This is a genomic window from Prochlorococcus sp. MIT 1341 (assembly GCF_034092415.1).
Classification (GTDB): Bacteria; Cyanobacteriota; Cyanobacteriia; order PCC-6307; family Cyanobiaceae; genus AG-363-P08.
Genome location: NZ_CP139304.1, coordinates 1,030,979 through 1,050,665 on the forward strand (window position 1 = coordinate 1,030,979; position 19,687 = coordinate 1,050,665).

Annotated in this window: 22 protein-coding genes; 10 read left to right on the forward strand and 12 right to left on the reverse strand. The window is 40.3% G+C overall.

Translation table 11 applies throughout. The features are described 5' to 3' along the window. Window positions 1–3: 3 nt before the first annotated feature. Complete coding sequence (locus SOI84_RS05280; protein WP_320673527.1) at window positions 4–939, reverse strand: vitamin K epoxide reductase family protein; 936 nt, start codon at window positions 937–939, stop codon at window positions 4–6. Between the two features lie 147 nt (window positions 940–1,086). On the opposite strand from SOI84_RS05280, the gene rimO reads away from it, so the two are divergent. Next, a complete protein-coding gene (gene rimO, locus SOI84_RS05285) occupies window positions 1,087–2,442 on the forward strand; it encodes a 30S ribosomal protein S12 methylthiotransferase RimO (protein ID WP_320673528.1) in 1,356 nt (451 codons plus the stop codon). A 233-nt stretch (window positions 2,443–2,675) separates the two neighbouring features. Here rimO and SOI84_RS05290 read toward each other — a convergent pair whose 3' ends face one another. From SOI84_RS05290 to SOI84_RS05305, 4 genes are read right to left on the reverse strand one after another with little or no spacing between them, the layout of a single operon-like run. Beyond that, window positions 2,676–3,074, reverse strand: a complete 399-nt coding sequence (locus SOI84_RS05290; RefSeq protein ID WP_414153622.1) for a DUF4346 domain-containing protein — start codon at window positions 3,072–3,074, stop codon at window positions 2,676–2,678. 20 nt (window positions 3,075–3,094) lie between these two features. After that, complete coding sequence (locus tag SOI84_RS05295; protein WP_320673530.1) at window positions 3,095–4,264, reverse strand: peptidogalycan biosysnthesis protein; 1,170 nt, start codon at window positions 4,262–4,264, stop codon at window positions 3,095–3,097. Window positions 4,265–4,306: 42 nt separating this feature from the next. Beyond that, on the reverse strand, window positions 4,307–5,023 hold the full coding sequence (locus tag SOI84_RS05300; protein ID WP_320673531.1) for a RibD family protein: 717 nt from the start codon (window positions 5,021–5,023) through the stop codon (window positions 4,307–4,309). A gap of 6 nt (window positions 5,024–5,029) precedes the next feature. Next, window positions 5,030–5,950: a 6-carboxytetrahydropterin synthase gene (locus SOI84_RS05305; RefSeq protein WP_320673532.1), complete on the reverse strand. Its 921-nt coding sequence runs from the start codon at window positions 5,948–5,950 to the stop codon at window positions 5,030–5,032. A 50-nt stretch (window positions 5,951–6,000) separates the two neighbouring features. On the opposite strand from SOI84_RS05305, the gene SOI84_RS05310 reads away from it, so the two are divergent. Further along, the gene (locus SOI84_RS05310) at window positions 6,001–6,576 is read left to right on the forward strand and encodes a shikimate kinase (RefSeq protein WP_320673533.1); all 576 of its coding nucleotides are present in this window, start codon (window positions 6,001–6,003) and stop codon (window positions 6,574–6,576) included. Here the strand turns inward: SOI84_RS05310 and SOI84_RS05315 are convergent. Further along, window positions 6,551–6,814 (reverse strand): chlororespiratory reduction protein 7, encoded by a 264-nt coding sequence (locus tag SOI84_RS05315; RefSeq protein ID WP_320673534.1) that lies wholly within the window; start codon window positions 6,812–6,814, stop codon window positions 6,551–6,553. The two genes, SOI84_RS05310 and SOI84_RS05315, sit on opposite strands and share 26 nt — an antisense overlap. A gap of 257 nt (window positions 6,815–7,071) precedes the next feature. On the opposite strand from SOI84_RS05315, the gene SOI84_RS05320 reads away from it, so the two are divergent. The 4 genes from SOI84_RS05320 (at window position 7,072) to SOI84_RS05335 (ending at window position 10,322) form a co-directional block, all read left to right on the forward strand. Beyond that, on the forward strand, window positions 7,072–7,278 hold the full coding sequence (locus SOI84_RS05320; RefSeq protein WP_320673535.1) for a DUF751 family protein: 207 nt from the start codon (window positions 7,072–7,074) through the stop codon (window positions 7,276–7,278). A 6-nt stretch (window positions 7,279–7,284) separates the two neighbouring features. Next, window positions 7,285–7,683: a 30S ribosome-binding factor RbfA gene (gene rbfA, locus SOI84_RS05325; RefSeq protein ID WP_320673536.1), complete on the forward strand. Its 399-nt coding sequence runs from the start codon at window positions 7,285–7,287 to the stop codon at window positions 7,681–7,683. Continuing rightward, window positions 7,680–9,329 (forward strand): glycoside hydrolase family 3 N-terminal domain-containing protein, encoded by a 1,650-nt coding sequence (locus tag SOI84_RS05330; protein WP_320673537.1) that lies wholly within the window; start codon window positions 7,680–7,682, stop codon window positions 9,327–9,329. The genes rbfA and SOI84_RS05330 overlap by 4 nt, the downstream gene beginning before the upstream one ends. Before the next feature lie 192 nt (window positions 9,330–9,521). Next, window positions 9,522–10,322: a uroporphyrinogen-III synthase gene (locus SOI84_RS05335; RefSeq protein WP_320673538.1), complete on the forward strand. Its 801-nt coding sequence runs from the start codon at window positions 9,522–9,524 to the stop codon at window positions 10,320–10,322. A 38-nt stretch (window positions 10,323–10,360) separates the two neighbouring features. On the opposite strand, the gene SOI84_RS05340 is transcribed toward SOI84_RS05335, so the two are convergent. Together SOI84_RS05340 and zds are read right to left on the reverse strand one after the other, a co-directional pair. Continuing rightward, a complete protein-coding gene (locus tag SOI84_RS05340) occupies window positions 10,361–10,825 on the reverse strand; it encodes an SRPBCC family protein (RefSeq protein WP_320673539.1) in 465 nt (154 codons plus the stop codon). A gap of 6 nt (window positions 10,826–10,831) precedes the next feature. Next, the gene (zds, locus tag SOI84_RS05345) at window positions 10,832–12,289 is read right to left on the reverse strand and encodes a 9,9'-di-cis-zeta-carotene desaturase (protein WP_320673540.1); all 1,458 of its coding nucleotides are present in this window, start codon (window positions 12,287–12,289) and stop codon (window positions 10,832–10,834) included. Between the two features lie 105 nt (window positions 12,290–12,394). On the opposite strand from zds, the gene SOI84_RS05350 reads away from it, so the two are divergent. From SOI84_RS05350 to SOI84_RS05360, 3 genes are read left to right on the forward strand one after another with little or no spacing between them, the layout of a single operon-like run. After that, window positions 12,395–12,787: an iron-sulfur cluster assembly accessory protein gene (locus tag SOI84_RS05350; protein ID WP_320673541.1), complete on the forward strand. Its 393-nt coding sequence runs from the start codon at window positions 12,395–12,397 to the stop codon at window positions 12,785–12,787. Between the two features lie 58 nt (window positions 12,788–12,845). After that, complete coding sequence (locus SOI84_RS05355; protein WP_320673542.1) at window positions 12,846–13,265, forward strand: hypothetical protein; 420 nt, start codon at window positions 12,846–12,848, stop codon at window positions 13,263–13,265. A gap of 1 nt (window position 13,266) precedes the next feature. Beyond that, the gene (locus tag SOI84_RS05360) at window positions 13,267–14,475 is read left to right on the forward strand and encodes a lipid-A-disaccharide synthase-related protein (RefSeq protein ID WP_320673543.1); all 1,209 of its coding nucleotides are present in this window, start codon (window positions 13,267–13,269) and stop codon (window positions 14,473–14,475) included. A gap of 48 nt (window positions 14,476–14,523) precedes the next feature. Here SOI84_RS05360 and SOI84_RS05365 read toward each other — a convergent pair whose 3' ends face one another. Beyond that, window positions 14,524–15,456, reverse strand: coding sequence for a TIGR01777 family oxidoreductase (locus SOI84_RS05365; protein ID WP_320673544.1), 933 nt, complete (start codon window positions 15,454–15,456; stop codon window positions 14,524–14,526). A gap of 151 nt (window positions 15,457–15,607) precedes the next feature. Here SOI84_RS05365 and ndhO point away from each other — a divergent pair, with 151 nt between their 5' ends. After that, window positions 15,608–15,880 (forward strand): NAD(P)H-quinone oxidoreductase subunit O, encoded by a 273-nt coding sequence (gene ndhO / locus SOI84_RS05370; RefSeq protein ID WP_320673545.1) that lies wholly within the window; start codon window positions 15,608–15,610, stop codon window positions 15,878–15,880. Window positions 15,881–15,885: 5 nt separating this feature from the next. Here ndhO and SOI84_RS05375 read toward each other — a convergent pair whose 3' ends face one another. From SOI84_RS05375 to cysK, 3 genes are read right to left on the reverse strand one after another with little or no spacing between them, the layout of a single operon-like run. Further along, window positions 15,886–17,961, reverse strand: coding sequence for a phospholipid carrier-dependent glycosyltransferase (locus SOI84_RS05375; RefSeq protein WP_320673546.1), 2,076 nt, complete (start codon window positions 17,959–17,961; stop codon window positions 15,886–15,888). Next, window positions 17,958–18,671, reverse strand: a complete 714-nt coding sequence (locus SOI84_RS05380; protein ID WP_320673547.1) for a J domain-containing protein — start codon at window positions 18,669–18,671, stop codon at window positions 17,958–17,960. The genes SOI84_RS05375 and SOI84_RS05380 overlap by 4 nt, the downstream gene beginning before the upstream one ends. Then, window positions 18,668–19,636, reverse strand: coding sequence for a cysteine synthase A (cysK, locus tag SOI84_RS05385; RefSeq protein WP_320673548.1), 969 nt, complete (start codon window positions 19,634–19,636; stop codon window positions 18,668–18,670). Before cysK ends, SOI84_RS05380 begins: the two co-directional genes overlap by 4 nt. Window positions 19,637–19,687: the final 51 nt, after the last annotated feature.

Genomic DNA, 19,687 nt, shown 5'->3' on the forward strand with positions numbered 1-19,687 from the left:
AATTTATTCCCTATAATTATAGCCAGTCAATTCAGATAACTGTTCTAATGATTTAACTCCAGAAGAAATTTGCCCATTAATTTCCCAACTAGGAAAGCCCTCTATTCCCTTTCTTACGCATAACTCATGCTGGTTATTTTTCCCGTCAGAAGCACATTCGACGATACGCAACTCAGCAGCAGCCTCCCGCCCAAACATCTCTTTCTGCTCATGGCAATGAGGGCACCAATATGCACTGTATTGAACTATACCCTGAGAAGTTAAATACCTCGCAAAGTCGATCTTTGCAGGAGTACTTTTTGTAGTAACAATAGGGGGCATCCCAGGCCCAGTTGTGATTTGATTTTCAGATTTTGGATCCACTGCGGAAGACCAAATTAGTCCTCCCAAAAGTACCGCTAGTGAAATTAAAACACCTCGAAATATCAATTTACCCATATCATCCCAACCTCCTCCAAATAAAGATAAAAATAATAAAGAGAAAGAAATTAATGAAGAAAGAACGCAAAAGAAACAAAAAGCTTCTATCTTGAAAAACATCAGCCATAATAAAACAAGGCTGAAAACAGACATTCCACAAGAAAGATAAAATAGCCCCCACCAGGTTCGACGTGATAAATCTAATTTCTTCTCTGAGATTACAGGTAATATGGGAGAAATTGACATTACTAGTATTGCAAAATAAGCAATTAATCCTGCAAATGACAAAGGGAGCTCTAAACCATTTGAATCCACAAGGGTTCCCCATGGACTATTTAAAACCTTTTCACATCCATCGAGGCCTCCAGGACAAGATAATGAACCAATCCATCCCCAACGATTCAAAGTAATAGAGCCTGTGTCTATTACTCCAACTGTTGAGAGGATCGCCATTGTGATCCTTGCCCATTTAGACCCTTGATCTTGACGGCGGCGGCTAATAAGACGAGATGAACCCATTTTCGGCAGAAACCTTTCCGCAATTGTGGCAGTCCTTCAATGATATATGCACCTCACTATTGTGATTAACAGAAACGAACTTTTGCGGAGGGGCTCCTTGCCACTCTTGATCTACTCCTCTAACAAGTTCAGCCGTACCCCCCTTCAATGACAAGGCACCCTCAGAAAAACCCTCAAAAACCTTCTGTAGCATTTGCTCATCTCGGTTGCGAAAAAAATCGAGTAGACACAGAACATATGCTTGGTCTCCTTAATAAAGCTGGCTATAGAGTTACTGAAGAGGACTCCGATGCATCCGTTGTAGTTGTAAACACATGCAGCTTTATCCAAGAGGCCAGAGAAGAATCTGTTAAGAAGCTAGTTGACTTAGCTGACCAAGGTAAAGAACTTATTATTGCTGGATGCCTAGCTCAACACTTTCGTGAAGACCTTTTAAGGTCTCTCCCTGAAGCCAAAGCGATAGTAGGTACAGGTGACTATCAACACATTGTAGAAGTACTTAAAAAAGTCGAGAACGGGGAAAAAGTTACTCAGGTAACTGAAAATCCTACTTTCGTAGGAGATGAAAATTTACCACGTTTACGAACAACCTCTAAATCAGTTGCCTACATCAAAATTGCCGAGGGGTGTGACTATAGATGTTCATTCTGTATTATCCCCAAGTTAAGAGGGAATAAACGAAGTCGACCCATTCAATCTATTGTTAATGAAGCAAAGGAACTCGCAAAAAATGGTGTCAAAGAACTAATTCTTATAAGCCAGATCTCAACAAACTATGGCATAGATCTTTATGGAAAACCAAAGCTAGCCGAATTACTTAGAGAGCTTGGTTCAGTGAACATACCGTGGATTAGAGTGCATTATGCATATCCGACAGGGCTCACAAAAAAAGTACTGGAAGCATATCACGAAGTTCCAAATGTTTTGCCATATCTTGATCTCCCACTACAACATAGCCACCCAGAAGTTCTTAAAGCCATGAATCGCCCATGGCAAACAAATATCAATGAATTTCTACTTGACCAAATTAGAGATCAACTCCCTAATGCAATACTCAGGACAACATTAATAGTTGGTTTTCCTGGAGAAACTTCAACTCATTTTGATCATCTCGTTTCATTCATAAAAAATCAAAAATTTGACCATATTGGTGTTTTCACTTTTTCAAAAGAAGAAGGAACCCCTTCAGCAACTATGCCAAATCAGATCCCAAAAGAAATTTCAAATGCACGTAAAGATCATTTGATGTCTATACAGCAGCCAATTGCAGCTGAATTAAACAGCAGATGGATAGGCAAAACTGTTGATGTATTGATCGAGCAAATTAATCCTCAAACTGGTGATCTGACAGGAAGGTGCTCTAGGTTCGCACCAGAAGTAGATGGGAATGTGCATGTGAAAGCTTTAAAAGACTCCAAGGAAGCAAGTCTGGGAATGATGGTTCCTGTCTTAATAACTGACTCAGATATTTATGATCTAAGTGGAGAAATCATTGAGACTTAAAAGGTAAATGATGTCCCTTCAAAGTGGAAGGCTTCCTTAATAGGAGCAAAAATGCAACTAGCAAGATCTTTCTAAATTAACTTGACCCCTTTTAATAACCTTGTAAGCAAATAAGTCATTAGTAATCCACCAATGACAAGGATCAAATAAAAAACGATTCCCATTTAAGAAATAGTGTCTAACAACTATTAGAACAGAAAGCGGGCCCATCGATGCCAAAAAGAGGATTTTTCTCAATCCTGAACATATTCTTCTCCAGTCACCAAACAATTCTCAGCCCGTTGCAACTCTCTACCCATATAGAGGGCATGATCCAACCGACCAAGGGGATAAGGCTTTTCTCCTTCAGTCAACTTTATGCCCATTTGCTTAGCGCTAATTGCTCTGTAGCTTGCGATTGGCTTTCGTGGTTCTCCACCCCTACAGGCCAAGAGCTCGCCTGTCTCGGGATCAACAGCCCTCCCACGATCATCCAGGTTGTTGCTGTAATGTTCGACAATAATTTGACAAGCTGCATAATCAACCCTGATAAGAAAATATCCCCTTGGATCTAATGAGATAAATCGTTTAGAGAGTTCATCATCAAGCTTACGAAGCTGATTAAAATCTGCTTTAGGAATACTTTTAGACATCATTACATCAATTAAATGCTTCAGGCATGATCTTCAATCTCAAAGGGTAATTCAGCATTAACGGCATCAATCTCATTCAACATCAAAGTATTAACCTTCTTTACCCAAGAACGTAGCAAAGCATCAAAATCATTTTGATACCATCGATGCAAACTTACGCGAGGAAGCACTTGAAAACCTCTTCTATGCTTATGAGAACCGCCTGCCCCTGGGGAGAAGCTTTTAATATTATTTTTCAAAGCCCACTCAATGGGGGAATAATAACAAGCTTCAAAATGTAAATATTCAATTTCCTCCTTTGCTCCCCAATAGCGACCCCAAAGATCATTACCATCCGTTACACATAAAGCCATTCCAACTGGCAAACGGGGGTCTTCAAAATGTGCACTGAACAGAACAATTTGATCCCTATGCTGAGGCTGAGCTAAAGCTTCAAAGAAAGCTTTAGCTAAATACTTACTACCCCAATGCCCCCAGCGAGAACAATGCTGCTCATAAAAACAGTACATTAGTCCCATAAGATCTACATCCAATTCTGCGCCGGTCAAAGGTGTTACCTTAATTCCAGCTTTAATAATTGCACTTCTTTCTCTCTTAATATTACGACGCTGATTTGCATTAAACATTGCAAGATATTCGTCAAAACTTTTCTTTTGATTTCTCAACCAAATACTTTGCTGATTAAACCACTGGCTCCACCCTAAACTTTCAAGAAGTTGGCCCCATTCTGAATCAACATATAGAAAATTACAACTTAAAATTTGATTAGAGATAGCAAATTCATCAATAGCATTAATCATTAATTTTGTCACAGAGATCATATCCTCTTCTGGCAAAATAAAAAAACGATATCCCTCTACTGGGCTTAGCGGGCTCATGCCCAATAATTTAGGGTAATAACTCAACCCCATGTCATTAGCAAGTTGAGCAAATGACTGGTCAAATACAAATTCACCATAGCTATGTATTTTTAGATATAACGGTGCAAAAGCAATGGGTAAAGAACCTCGCCTAACCACTAAGTGACATGGTTGCCACCCTTCCGAGGAAGTAATACTGCCGGAGCTTTCTAATAAAGAAAGCCATGAGCTTCTATAAAATGGAATAACATTTTCTCCAAGGAGCTTATACAAATGACGCTCTTCTATGTCAGATATTGAGTTATACCAATTTATCGAGATGTTTTTCATTATTCGACCGATTTAATTTCTAGAGCTCAAAAGTGTCTGCATTCAATCAATTAAAGTTGTTTTACTCGATTTATCTTTGCGATTGCGTAAATATTTAAGAAGCAGTTCCCCACCTCCTAATAGTTTATTCGAATGCAAAGTCCAAGAGTCTTGACGTGATAGGTCACTAGGGATTTCTACACCATCAAGAGGAATCCAAGCATGATCTCCACCAAGCAACTTTGGAGAAAAAGTTAATTGCAGCTCATCAATGAGATCTTCTTTTAAAAACGATGCTGCCAAGTGAGCCCCTCCAAGCAAAGCAACTCTCAAAATACCCTTAGAAGCCAATGTCTCAAGAGTTGACATCCAAGTACCTGAAAAAGGCAATTCATTGTGAAATCCCTCTGGCACAGAAACAATTTGAGAGGGTGACTTAGCAGATTGAGGCGGTCTTACTAGCCATCTTTCTAATGGCTGTCGAAAGAAAGCAAAATCAAGATGATTAGCTCTCCAATGACTTGCAACAAGAGCTATTGGCTGCTCAGATCGTCCCTCAGAAAGTCGTTGCTTAATCAAATCAGAGGACCTAATCAAACATGTAGTCCGATGTGTCCTAAGGGTATTCCCCCCCAGAAGGGCACAATCAGACCAAGCCAAAGCCTCCTCCAAGACTCTTCTATCGCCTTCACCACCTAGATGGCTATTCTCCATTGTGGAAATAGCAAGCCTGCCATCAAGGCTTACGACAAGGACTAAGCGTACCCAACACTTTGCCAATTGAGATTAGTTAGCTACAAGGGAATTTATTGATTCAGGAGAAATAGTCAGTGGTACCTTTTCTGCATAGACCTCAGCTGCATTATTTGGACTTTCCTGAAGGCGAATTTTATGCAAATGTGCACCAATAGTTTCAACTGGTTCAGTCAAAATGTCAGATATATAGAGGGCAATGTTCTCAGCGGTAGGAACACATCTAGAGAAATATGAAATATCTTTATTTAAAAAAGTATGATCAAAAGGCTCAACGACTAAATCTTCAACCAGTTTATTCAATTTAGGTAGATCACAGACCATTCCAGTACGAGGGTCTATTTCACCACGCACAGTTACCTCTAGAAAGTAATTATGACCATGGCCATTAGTTCTGGCACATTTGCCATAAATTTTTTCATTCTCCTGTTGTGATAGTTCTGCTCTGGCAAGACGATGAGCTGCAGAAAAATGTGTGCGAATTGTCAAGAAAGCATTCATGGAGTCACCTAAGTAATCAACCCAAAGGTTCTCTGCCTCGTAAAGCCGCAGCGCCACAAGCGGCAACGAAGGGCTAAGTCGGGTCCAAATTGTTTTAACCAAAGCCTCAGTTGTTGGAAGACAGCCTTGAGGCTTCGTTACATCAAACTCTGACCAGACATCATTCAGGCATCGAAAATCAATCTGATCAGTAACTTCACTAAAGATTGCACGCTTTACCTCTGAAAGGTTAAGCACCATGCCATCAGCATCTAAATTACCCCCCATGGAAACAATCAATTCATAATTATGCCCATGGCCGGGGGAAATAGAACATTTTCCAAAACATGCCTTGTTCTCCTCATTGGAAAGTTCAGGGAGCCAATAACGATGACTGGCACTAAAGCACGCACGTCTAGTGATGACACATCCACGCCCCATACCATGTTGGGAGTGAGAAACAACCTCATTCATAACGGGGTATTAGCAAATCCATCCTAGTAAGAAGAGCAAGAAGCTGACTTATGGGCACATTTTCAAGCAATCACCCTCTTAAGGAAAGGCTAGGCGGTAGAAACCTCTATCTAATAGGGATGATGGGCAGTGGAAAAAGCTCTACCGCGGTTCCATTAGCAAAGATGCTGGATTATAAATTTATCGACATCGATGAAATCATCGAAAAGTCAACAAAAAAATCCATCCAAAGGATCTTTGCAGAGGATGGGGAAAGCTCATTCAGAGCAATTGAGCATCAAGTTCTCAATGAAGTTGGACAACATCACTCTCTGATTGTTGCCACTGGAGGTGGTGTGGTGACCAATTCAGAAAACTGGGGTATTTTGCATCAAGGCATTGTTATCTGGCTAAAGCTACATAAATCAGACTTACTTAAGAGGCTAAAGGCAGATTCTAATGAAAGGCCCTTATTACAAGGCAAGGAATTAGCTTCACGACTTGACAAGCTACTTGAGGAACGTAACCAACAATATTCAGAAGCTGATTTACATATCTCGATCAAAAATGAGAGCCCCAAAGAAGTTGCTCTAACAATATTGACCAAACTACCTTCCATTCTTAAGAGTCTTCATGATCTATCCTGACCGCAAACCACTGAAGAGAAAAACCTGGCTGTATCTCTAGTTCACAGGCTGTATCTAGCAATCTTTTAGCCGCAGAATCCATAGATGATTCAGTCTTTAGATCGTCAGGCCAATCATCAATTTCACCCAACCATTTTTGAAGCCAGTCAAGAGTTTCTTGTAAGGTCAATATTTTCTCAGCCTTTAAAGGCTCTAAAACCAAATAGTAATCACATTTACGAATTAAAGGGTTAGACACAAAGCAATAAACTCTCCATTGGAGGTTAGATAGGCTTAAACAAACTTAGAGGCCCAAGTTTAAGAATAATAATTACTATACTTTTGGCTAAGACCCTAGCCTGAGCTGAATCAACTTATGTTGCAACGCCTTATCCTGCATAGGCATCCTGAGCCTTAAGTGGAAAGTAGAATATTTGAATTCATATAACTCCAAAATCTTCTGTTCGAGCAAAAAGGAGGCAGAGTAGCTGTTAAGTCGATTCTTTGAGGATCCCAATGGGTGAGTTCTTTTCCAATGTGGCTAAGTATCCCAAATACCTCATCACAATTATTCTTGGTGTGTTTGCAGCAGGTTTAGAACCCTTAGTTAATCGTAGTTCCAATCCTGTAACTGCTATTTCTTTGATCGGAGCACTTATCAGCGGGCTCATAACCATCGCACTAATTCTTCGTGCCATGGTTTCACCAACATCACTTACATAAAGGAAAATGATGCAAAGTCGTCGCCTTCAAAAAGTGGCTTCCCTAATTAAGAGAGAGGTCAGTGAATTGCTGGTCAACGGAATAAGAGATGCACGAATTCAAAAAACGATGGTCACGATCACTGAGGTTGAATTATCTGGAGATTTGCAGCATTGCAAAATTTTTGTAAGTATTTTTGGGGAAGCAGGAGAAAAAGAACAAGCACTTGATGGTCTGCAGGCAGCACAAGGCTTCTTAAAAGGTGAACTAGGGAGAAGGCTAAAAATGAGACGTGCGCCAGAAGTAGTATTTCAGTTAGATCGAGGAATTGAAAAAGGTGCATCAATTTTGACTCTACTTAGCAAACTGGAAGAAGAGAGAAAAGGAAAAGACGAAGTTCCTTATAGTTCTAACAATCAGCCATGAACATTGAGGAATACAAAACCCTTAGAGAAAAAGTTGCAGGACTATTAATAGTTCGAATAAGCGGTCATTCGCAAGATCAACATCGACAATATCCAAAATGGGAGCTTGACAATGAAAGTCTAAAGAAACTTATAAAAGAAGGTCTAGGAGGAGTGATAATTTTAGGTGGGAATATATATGAGCTTCAAGAAAGATGTACTGAACTTCAGAAATTAACAGCCAAAAAACTCATTTTCTGTGCAGATGTTGAAGAAGGAATTGGCCAAAGATTTGATGGGGGAACTTGGCTTCCTCCCCCTATGACAATTGGTAGGATCTACAAGAATGAACCTAAAAGAGCAATATCCCTCGCGGAGCATTATGGACATTGCGTTGGGGAACAAGCTAGAGAAAGTGGATTAAATCTAGTTCTTGCTCCTATATGTGATGTTAACACTAATCCAGAAAATCCAGTGATCAATGTACGAGCTTGGGGGAGCAACCCATTAACAGTCTCTGAGCTAACATGCGCATTTCAAAGGGGTATCAATAGAGAAGGTGTTCTTACATGTGCTAAACACTTTCCTGGGCATGGTGACACTCAATTCGACTCACATTTAGAATTACCTATATTAAAACATAGCCTTAGAAGAATCAATAAAACTGAATTAGTACCTTTCAAATCAATAATTACCAAAGGAGTGGATAGCATTATGAGTGCCCATATCAAATTTAGTAATATTGACAATGAATATCCTGCTACTCTTTCTTATACCATTTTAACTAAATTACTGCGTCAAGAACTTAATTATAAAGGACTTGTTCTAACCGATGCATTAATCATGAGATCCATTGCAGAGCAATATGGGCCTGACGAAGCATCAGTCCTAGCAATTAAGGCTGGCGCAGATTTACTTCTCATGCCAGAAGAACCTTTTAAAGCAATCGAAGCTATTTGCAAAGCTGTTGAGAAGGGAGAAATCACTATGGAACGCATTAATCAATCAACTAATAGAAGAGCCATTGCTCTCGGAAAAATTTCTAATTATTGGATTCAGAATCAAGCTAATAGCAAACAAAGAGTACATTATCTAAACAAACATAATGAGGGGGAAATGCTGGCAAAAGAACTTATTGATTCTTCTCTAGAAATTCAAAACCCTGGAGGAATTAGATCTACTGATCGTGGTATTAATTTAGTCAGAGTAGATGATTCAATAAACTGCCCTATCCTAACCAGTCCATCTCCAGCACTTGAGCTACCACAAAAAGCTGGTTTTCAAAGGCTATTAGTAGATAAAAACAGAATATCTCCATGGCAACCAAAAAGAGAAGATCCCCTTAATTTGGTGCATATTGGAATAGCACCTACTCTAGTGCAACTATTCATAAGAGGAAATCCTTTCACAGGGTTAGGACATACAAAAGAGCCTTGGATTGAGGCCTTAAGACAGCTTCAAAACAATAATCTATTGGCAGGGGTAATTATTTATGGGAGCCCCTATCTATGGGAAAGAGTTGTTTCAGTGATCAACACAAACATTCCAGCTGGATATAGCCCAGCTCAGACCAGAGAAGCACAAAATCAAGTTTTGAGGAAACTAATCTGCACCAAGATCTTTCAAAACGATATCAAAGATAAACTATTAGAGGAATTCACAGACTAAATAAATTCCATAGGTTATTTCAAGATATATGATCTCTTCTCATTAAAGACACAAATTAAAAAATTCCCTTACAATAGATATCAAGAAAGGCTAGAGGGATCTATCTTAAATGAAAGATAAAAGTCTTTCACCCGTGAGAAAAAACTGCCATCTCAAAACCCTTTACTAGAAAAACTTAAGTTATAATCAAAAATGAAACAACAAGATCAAAGGGCTCTTCTAAACAAAACAATAGTAATTACACGAGCGGAAGGTCAAGCAAGCGAAGCTAAAAAACAACTTATATCTTATGGAGCAAAAGTCCTCGATCTTCCTGCACTAATAATTGGTCCACCTAAGACATGGAAAAGCCTTGATGAAGCCATTCAAGAAATTAACAACTTCCATTGGATCATTTTTTCCAGTTCAAATGGTGTAAACGCTTTAGAAAAGAGGCTAAATTTAATCGGGAAAACACTTTCCAATGACCTAGACAACCTGAAAATTGCTGCAGTCGGGAAAAAAACTGCTCAAAGCTTAGAAAAGATAGGAGCGAAAGTAGACTTTATTCCTCCTAATTTCATCGCAGACAGCTTGATAAATAATTTCCCTGTATCTGGGATTGGCTTAAATATCCTTTTACCTAGAGTAGAAAGTGGTGGCAGAACTTTATTGAGTGAAGCTTTCCAAAAGGCAGGTGCACGAGTGATTGAAGTTGCGGCTTATGAGTCATCTTGTCCCGAGAAAATTCCACAAGAGACGAAAAAAGCAATTGATTGTGGAAACATAGATGCTATCCTTTTTAGCAGTGCTAAAACATCAGAACATACAGCCAAATTACTTTTAGAGAGTTATGGAGAAAATTGGCTAGAAAAACTAAATAATGTAAAAATAATCTCTATAGGTCCTCAAACAAGTTTGGCCTGCAAAAAGCATTTTGGCCGAATAGATAATGAAGCCAATCCTCACAATCTTGAAGGGCTGATATCCGCATGCATTAGTAGTAATTTATAGTCCTATCTTGGCAAAGTTTAGAAAATAATGCATGCCAACTAAATAGCAGTTCTATATCCACTTTCGACTAGGTCACGAAAGCGATCTAAATTCGCTTGCAGCTCTTTGTTAACCATGCCTCCTAAGATATTTGCTTCCATCAAGGGTGCTAAAACTTTAGGCAATTCATAACTAACTGTTAACTTAACCACTGTATGGTTAAGTTCTTCTGAGTAAAACCTAACTGCACCTTTTGTAGGCAATCCGCCAACAGATTCCCACTTTAACTTTTGAGCATCAATTCTTTCACTAATCCTTGCTTTCCATTTAAAACGAAAACCATTAGCAGCCAAAGTCCATTCAGTTAAATCGGGAAGAATTTTAGTCTCTTCTTCTACTGTTTTCACTGATTCAATCCAACTCATCCAGAGCGGCATTGCATCCAAGTCACTCCATACTGCCCATACTCTTTCTACTGGGGCATCAATATTGCTAGTGACCGTGTGTTCCAACCAACGTCCCATTCGAAACTACCTCTTTAAAGTAAGGAAATGATTATCTTTTTTTTGCAAGATAGCTGCAGCAGCTAGATGTCCGCTCATTGTTGCTCCTTCCATAGAATCAATATAGTCCTGTCGGGTATAACTTCCCGCTAAAAAGAAATTTTTAACTGCAGTCGATTGCTTTGGTCTATACGGTTCCATGCCAGGAGCTTCCCTATATAAAGATTGAGCAAGTTTCACAACATTGCTCCAAACGAGTTTTAAGGGCCTTGACGATGGAAATAATTCTCTAACCTGAGCATCAGTATGCTCAGCGATCTCCTTAACTGGCTTAGGAATCCAGGGGTCACCAGGAGTTAAAACACACTGAAGCAATGAACCAAGTCCTTCAATTTGATAGTCTTCGGGGCTGGTAAGTGCTAAATCAGCAAAGCAACTAAAATCAGCATCGGCTGTATACAACAAATTATCTAAACCTCTAGAAAGTTCAGAATCATCCCTATTGGAATCATTTCTAACCTCTGTAACCCAGCCATCATAACGTAATTGAACTGTTGCTACAGGAACAGCCTCCAGTCGATAGATTGCTTCGAATTGAGGAAATTTTTTCCACTCTTTTGGTAAAAGTTTTTGAATCCCAGGGACATCACATGCTGCCAGATATTTATCAGCCCGTATCTGAATATCTCCCTCAGGAGTTCCCAAATTTAATGCTGTTATCAACGGATCTTTATCATTTTCATAAAGAACTTCTTTTACTCTATGACGTAAATGAAGCTTGCCACCCCTAGAAATAATGTAATCAATTATTGGACCAGTAAGCCAACGGTGAGGAGAACCCTTCAAAAGATTCAATTTTGATGCTTCAGTTCGAGTTGCAAACATCAAAAAAATAGTCAGCATACAACGTGCTGATATTTGCTCGCAGTCAATAAAACCTAAGGCATAAGCTATAGGGTTCCACATTCTCTGAATACTTTGATGACTACCACCATGATTCAAAAACCAATTCTGAAAACTAATTGAATCAAGCTGACGTATTGTGCTCATTGCTCCTTCATAGTCAAGCAAGCCTCTCACAATTGGGCTTGTCCCAAGTGCAAGGGCATTCCTAAGTTTATCAAGGGAATTCAACTGGGAAGTAGTAAAAAAGGCTTTCAACCCATTGAAAGGTGCTCCTAACGCAAAGCGAAAGTCCAAAGATCGAAGGTCTCCTCCCCGATTCACAAATAAGTGCGTATGTTCTTTTGGAAGAAGATTGTCAATTGCTCCTACCTTTTTCATCAATGCAAAGAGATTCGCATAGTTAAAAAAGAAAACATGGAGACCCATTTCAATATGGTTTCCTTGGGGATCTTCCCAGCTGCCAACTTTCCCCCCAAAGAAAGGCCTTGCCTCATAAAGATCTACTTGATGGCCATCATCAACAAGATCTACTGCTGCCGTTAGTCCAGCAAGTCCAGCTCCAATAATTGCTACCCGCACCCTCTTTCAGAAAAACTACCTCCTGACTCTATGAAGATGTCGAGCCAAAATGCAGAAAACGAAATAGCTTATTTCTATTAAATTAGTTTAAAGCTTTAAAAAACCATGAGCAGCCTCGAGAACACGGCTGTTAGCCACACAGCTAAAGATGGAAAAGGTATTCTTATAACAGAAACTGCGATGCAGCAGTTGGCAAAACTTTGTTCAGAGCAAGCTCAGACTCAGGTCTTAAGAGTGGGTGTCCGATCAGGAGGTTGTAGCGGCATGAGCTACACAATGGACTTTGTTCCACGTTCTGAGATCCATCAAGATGATGAAGTGTACGAATACAAAGCTTCTGAGGGGAATTCCTTCAATGTCATATGTGATCCTAAAAGTCTCCTATATATCTATGGCATGCAACTTGACTTCAGCACAGCTCTAATTGGAGGAGGCTTCAACTTTACAAATCCAAATGCTACTCAAACCTGTGGCTGTGGAAGCTCATTCGCGGTGTAAGTGAAGTTCAGTCATTAAAGTATGAATCTAATAATTCTGGAAATTTTCAAATCACACAATGGAGTCAACAGAAGAGACCCTTTTCGACCAAGCTTTGACTCGTTATCAAGAAGGAGCCAAAGCTAATGAATTGCTGAATGATTTTATTAACATCACGACAAACTCACCAAACCATTCTGCCGGTTGGACATGTCTCGCTTGGCTGCAATTACTTTCTGATAAGCCTGAAGAAGCACTGCGATCCGCCCGAACAGCAATCAAACTAAACGCCCAAGACCCTCAAGCAAGAATCAATCTCAGCCTTGCTCTTCTGGAGACTAACTCGAAAGGTGTAAGGGAACAGATTGAGATAGTGAAAAAAATTCTTTTTACAGTTCCTGAACTTCAAAAAGATTTAAAAGAATCAATAGCTGACGGATTAAGTCGAAAACCAGATTGGAACGCTCTTCAAAAAATCAAACAATGGCTGGAGCTTTAAATTGGGGAACATTCTTCTACTAAGTAATGGGCATGGAGAAGACCTCTCAGGCGCACTGATAGGAAAAGCTCTCAGGTCATTGGGGCATCAAGTAGAAGCTTTACCTCTTGTAGGAGCAGGGACTTCCTATAGTAAAGAGAAAATCAAGATATTATATAAAGGCAAGGAATTTAGTACCGGTGGTCTAGGATATACGAGCATAAAAGGAAGACTAAAAGAAATATTCCAAGGTCAAATTATATACCTGATTAATCGTATTTTGCGGTTAATGACTATCTCAAAAAAATATGATCTTTTAGTCATCATTGGAGATATTGTTCCAATATTTGCATCTTGGTTAACAACTCGTCCAGTAGCTGCCTACATTGTTGCATATTCAAGTCATTACGAAGGCCAACTAAATCTTCCATGGCCATGCAAGGAATTTCTTCAAAGCAAAAGATTTGAAAGAATTTACACCCGCGATGCTCTAACTGCCGAAGACTTGAGCAAACAGTTAAAGCGTAATGTCATGTTCTTAGGAAATCCATTCATGGATGCTTTAGAAAAGACTAATACCAGGCTTCCAAAGTGCTCATTTCGCATAGGGCTTATTCCAGGCAGCAGGTTTCCAGAAATAGAGAAGAATTTATTGTTAATGCTTTCAGTGGTAAAAATTTTGGCCGATGAAATGTTAATTCACGAAGAAGTAAGCCTTGACCTTGCACTTGTAAATACATTAAGTGATAGCAACCTGCATAGACTTGTTAATTGTCTTGGATGGAGAGTAGAGAAAAATATAAACACACAAAGCACCGAGCTTATTAAAGGAAATTGCACAGTCTCGGTACGTAGAGAATCATTCGGACAAATCCTTCATTCCAGTGACCTCGTTCTAGCAATGGCAGGTACAGCAACTGAACAAGCAATTGGACTCGCCAAACCAGTCCTGCAAATCATTGGAGAAGGGCCACAATTTACATTTAGATTTGCAGACGCTCAAAGGCGATTACTCGGTCCAACTGTATTTTGTGCAAATGGAAAGCCCGGTAGTACGAAAACACTTGAAGAAACAGCACAAATGGCAACAAGTCTTTTAAAAAGAATAAAATCAGATGTTAATTTTCAGAACGAATGTAATCTTCAAGCTATTCATCGTATTGGGAAAAGTGGAGGAAGCAAACGAATAGCTGAATCGATCTCAAATTACTTGCTTAAGCCGTCAAGATGATAAAAAAATTTAGAAATAAGCTCTTAATTGACTTCTATGATCTAAAAGCTAATGAGAAAAATCGGAACAGATGGCCTCTTTTAAAGAAGGGAATTCAAATCGAAATCCAAGCTTTTCCAATCGTTCAGAAACCACATTTTGCCCTTCTAAAACAACCTTAGCCCCATCGCCGAGCAGCAACTTTAAAATTGGACTTGGTACAGGCAAAATTGCTGGTCTACCCAAGCTCTGACCTAAAGTAGATGCGAAAGTAGACATTGATACTGTTTCAGGAGCAACAGCATTGATTACACCTTTCCATGATCTTTTAACTAATGCCTGACTGATAAGTTCACAAAGATCGGTTCTGTGAATCCAGCTCATCCATTGAAGTCCTGTACCTATTGGACCTCCAAACCCCGCTCGAAAAACTGGCAACATTTTTGCCAAAGCACCACCATCAGCACCTAGAACTATCCCTAGTCTTGGTATAACTAGTCTTGTCCTTCGTGGCTTCAGGCTAGCCGCGTCCTCCCATCCGACACAAAGACGCCCTAAGAAATCATCTCCAGGGGGACTACTTTCAGTAAATTTACTCTCTAAACTCGTTCCGTAATAACCAACTGCAGATGCATTCACTAATACCTTCGGAATACTTTTAACTTTAGCCATTGCCTCCACCAGAGACCTTGTTGTTTCAATGCGACTTCCAAACAGCTCTCTGCAATGAGAAGGGGTCCATCTCTTTTCAGCTATTGGTTCCCCGACAAGGTTAATTACTCCATCGGATTCCTCTAACCCCCTTAACAAAGAGTCTTTTTCCCAATTAATTGGCTTTGATGGATCAATTCTCAAATTAACCAACTTGTCTGAATTCTCCTTACTGGCAAAACCAGGTGCTTCTTTCCTACTGACAAGAATGCCAGTATGACCGTCCTCTAATAACCTTGGCACCAACTCTCTGCCAATAAAACCTGTGCAGCCAAGTAGCAAGAGACGCATCTTTAAGATCGAGCACTCCTAAAAGGTTAAGGCAATTCACTAAACGACCATATGAAATAAATTAAACAATGCTTATATAGAAATGCTTTTAGAAAATGCACTCAGGAATGAAAATCTCTTTCCTCTGTTGGAAGTGGCTAGGTAGCGCACTATGACTGAAACACCCAAAGATGATTTGGAAATCACATCCCGAAAAAACCCGCCTCAAAACTTTAGGAAAGGGGCTCTTGTTCGAGTTAATCGCAGCAAATATTCAACTAGTCTCGAATCAAAAGCAAGCGACCCAACACCTCCCAGATACATTTTTGAAGGCCCAGGGGAGGTGCTCACTGTCAAAGGAGAATACGCCCAAATGCGTTGGAGACTTCCAGTTCCAGACACTTGGTTACGAGTAGACCAATTAGAGGAATGGTCAGATAAGTAGAATTACTAACCTGACGAAGATAATGATTTCTCGACCACTTCAATACTCTTTGGGAGAGAACGTTTTAATTGAGGCAAGCGCCAAACGGCTCCACTAAGCACACTACTCAAATCAGCAATCCCAAAAAGCAATGGATTGGAATGTATCTTTTGAGCTTCATTTGCTATTGCTTTGGCTTTCCATGGGTTCCAATTAGCAATGGTTACGACACATTGATAAATACTTGGCCAAGGATTTTCAGGACTAATCTTCTCTAAAACAGCGAAGTGCTTTGCTGCCTGCCCAGGACGATTAGCTAAAACTGACAATAGAGCAAGTGACCAGTGTGCATCAGCATCTAATGCATTCACAGCCAATTTTCGAACAGCAATTTCTCGAACCCTATCCTGATAAAGAAAATGTCCATCAAGCATATGATGAACAGCTACCGCACTAAAAACAGGTTCAAGTCCTTTAAGTCCTTGGCTTAAGCCAATTGCCAATGAAGGAAATGTTGACGCGAAGGTAGGAAAAGATGGTGCTTCAGGACTTCTACGCCAAAGGGAATAACTATCCCCATTGCCGCGAGGGAAGGAACGAACCATAACAAATACATCGCTTGCTCGCACTGCACGATCTAGTAATAACGCGGAGTCACGTACTGATCCCTGATCGCCCTCAGCAAGAACCAACCACTGTGCATATTTTAAAACAAGATCTATATCGTCTTTACTACTTCCGAGTTGGCGTCCAACTAAATTTCCACCTGTTCTCCGTCCAAAGTAACTCACATTGTGTTGATTTAAATCAGGGGTACTTGGAACAACAATTAAAGTAGTTGGCGGTAAGTTTGGATTGGCTCCCCCTGCCGCAATGACGATTTCTTCAAGAGGTCCCTCATGTCTCTGAGAAAGACGACTTTTCTGAGAGAGCCATGAAGCTGGTAAAACAGCGAAGACACTTGCAAACAGTAGGTAAGAGAAAGAACCTTTAAAAAAAATAGGCCAACGAGACCTTAACCATATGTTCCATTGCATCCAACCTCTTGCTAACAAAAGAACTAATAGTGGCAATAAGGGAGCTATATACCTATCACCTTTATTTGGACTAATACTTGTCAAAAGCCAACCCCCTACCAATGTACAAATCAACCAACGCCATTCATAAGAATCATCAGCAAATAGTTTGTCTGGCAATAAATCCCTACAACTCTTTTGCCGCCTTAAAATCAAAAGTACCAGGCCACTGACTCCAACAAGAAGTACAGCAGATCCTAATTGTCCAGGCAAAATCCGAGGGTACCAAATCCAATTTTCCAAAGTCCACAACATTGGATCCCCTTCTCGGGCTGCAGATTCAATTACCGCACGATTTGTCCCACCCAAAGTTGTAATCCAATTGTGATGCAACCATGGAAGTACTCCTATCACAACGACTAGAACACCAGAAAAGAGTTGATATCGATATGTTTTACTTCGGGTAAAGATATTCCAACTGGCATAAAAAAACATTGGTATGAGAAGCAATAAGGCACTCTGTTTAATCATCACGGCAGACAGGCATAACAAAGCAGCAGTGAATACCTGAGACCATTTTTCACCAGTTTTAGGATGCCACCAACTTCCCAAACTAGAGATGGCAAGAGTCATAACAGCTGTCAAAGGCATTTCAAGTAGATAATCCAAACGAAGCTGCAATAAAGCAGGTGTAATAGCTACAAAAACTACAGACAATAAAGCCACAATCTGACCACTTAATCTCAATCCCCACAAAGCCACCCCAAACAAAAGCATTCCGTGCCAGAGACTCAAACTCCACGCTGCTTGAGAGGGCGAATCTCCAGCGAGTGCAATAACGGTTCCATTAACAAGAGAAGCCAGTGGTGGAATTTTTGGAGAAAGATCCAACAAAGCCGCCACTCCCTTCCATTGACCTCCTGGTAACAAACCTAAAGCGCGACCATGGTCTAAAGCACTATTTAAATAATCAGCCTGATCCCAAGAGGGAAGACCTGCGTAATGACTCCACCAAACCCGATCAACAATTGTCGACAGCACCCATATGGATGTTACAAAAACCCAAAATCGAAAATTACTGTTCACAAATTTTTCAGGCGGCGACACTCTCCTTTGAGATAGCTACGTCGCTTCTTCGCTTCACTAAGCATTTCTCTACCATCATGAAGGTAGCCATCAACATAACCCATTGTGTAGCGTTCCAATTCGGACAAGCCATCTTCAACTTGTGCAAGACATTGGTAGAGACTCAAGCCAAATTCCTTCAAATAAGAAGGAACAGGTTTTGACCTATAAATAGTATTTACCTTCTCAATCCTATGACGACTCTTTGCTAAAAATCCAACAAAAGAATCCATTAATGAGTCGTCATAAGGATCCGCAGAAAGGGCACGAAGCTCACGGGGGAGAGGGTTGATAATCAGACCTAAAAGACGGTCAACAGGTGTATAGATATCTTTCAACCAATCCTCAACAGCACCTTTAAGCTCAACTGTATTCTCTTTTACTTCTTTAGCAGCGGTACTCGCTCGAGCATTGCGTGCACTCCGTTGATGAAGTGATTCAGCATTGTGATGCTTCCTATCAAAAACTCGTCGATTTTCTGCATCACCAATGATTTCCCAGGCTGCATTTAATTGCAAGATCTTTTGAACATCACCACCTGCATCAGGGTGGTATTTTTTCGCTAAATCTCGATATGCTGCTTTTAATTCAACTGTAGATGCAACAGGACTAACTCCAAGAATCTCATATGGGTCTTGGTCAGGTACCAAGTCAGGCTTGATCTGGCTCATAAGTTTCCCTCTCCTAAAGCAGAAGTTGGCAAGGCACCACTAAACATTGGCGTAGAAAGATATCTCTCACCAAAACTCGGTAAAACCACAACAAGTCGCTTGTTAGACATCTCAGGTCGACCTCCAATCTCAATTGCTGCGGCAACAGCTGCTCCACTACTTACGCCACACAACAATCCCTCCTCACGAGCAAGTCGCCTACCAATATCAATAGCTTTTTGATCAGTAATCTGGATAACTTCATCGATCAGAGATATGTCTAGAACTGTGGGTATAAATCCAGCTCCTATACCTTGAATCAAATGAGAGCCAGGCTTACCACCTGACAACACAGCACTTGATTCTGGTTCAACCGCAATCACACAAAGATTGGGATTACGATTTTTAAGGACTCGGGCACAACCTGTCAATGTTCCACCCGTACCAACTCCACATATAAGACAATCTAAACGTCCATCACAATCATTCCATATCTCCTCTGCAGTAGTTAATTCATGAACTTTTGGATTAGAAGGGTTGTCAAACTGCTGCAACAAATATGAATCTGGCAAAGTCGAGACCAATTCATTTGCTAAATCAATTGCACCTGATATTCCCTCATCCCCAGAAGTCAGCTGTAATTCAGCCCCATAAGCCCTCAGCATTGAACGCCGTTCAATGCTCATTGTGTCAGGCATCGTGAGAATTAACCTATAACCTCTAGCCGCCGCAACCATTGCTAAAGCAATACCTGTATTGCCACTAGTAGGTTCAACTAAAATGGTTTTACCTGGAACAATAATTCCTGATTCCTCAGCTGCCATAACCATTGCACCAGCAATGCGATCCTTAACTGAAGCCGTTGGATTGAAACTCTCTAGCTTCGCCAACACCTCAGCAGAGCAATCAAAGCTTTGGGGGAGACGATTAAGGCGAACTAGAGGTGTTCCACCAACTAATGCTGTGATATCTGGTGCTATAGACATTAGTGATCACTGAATAGTCATCCCACTCCCCAAAGAACTTACTTTTAGATG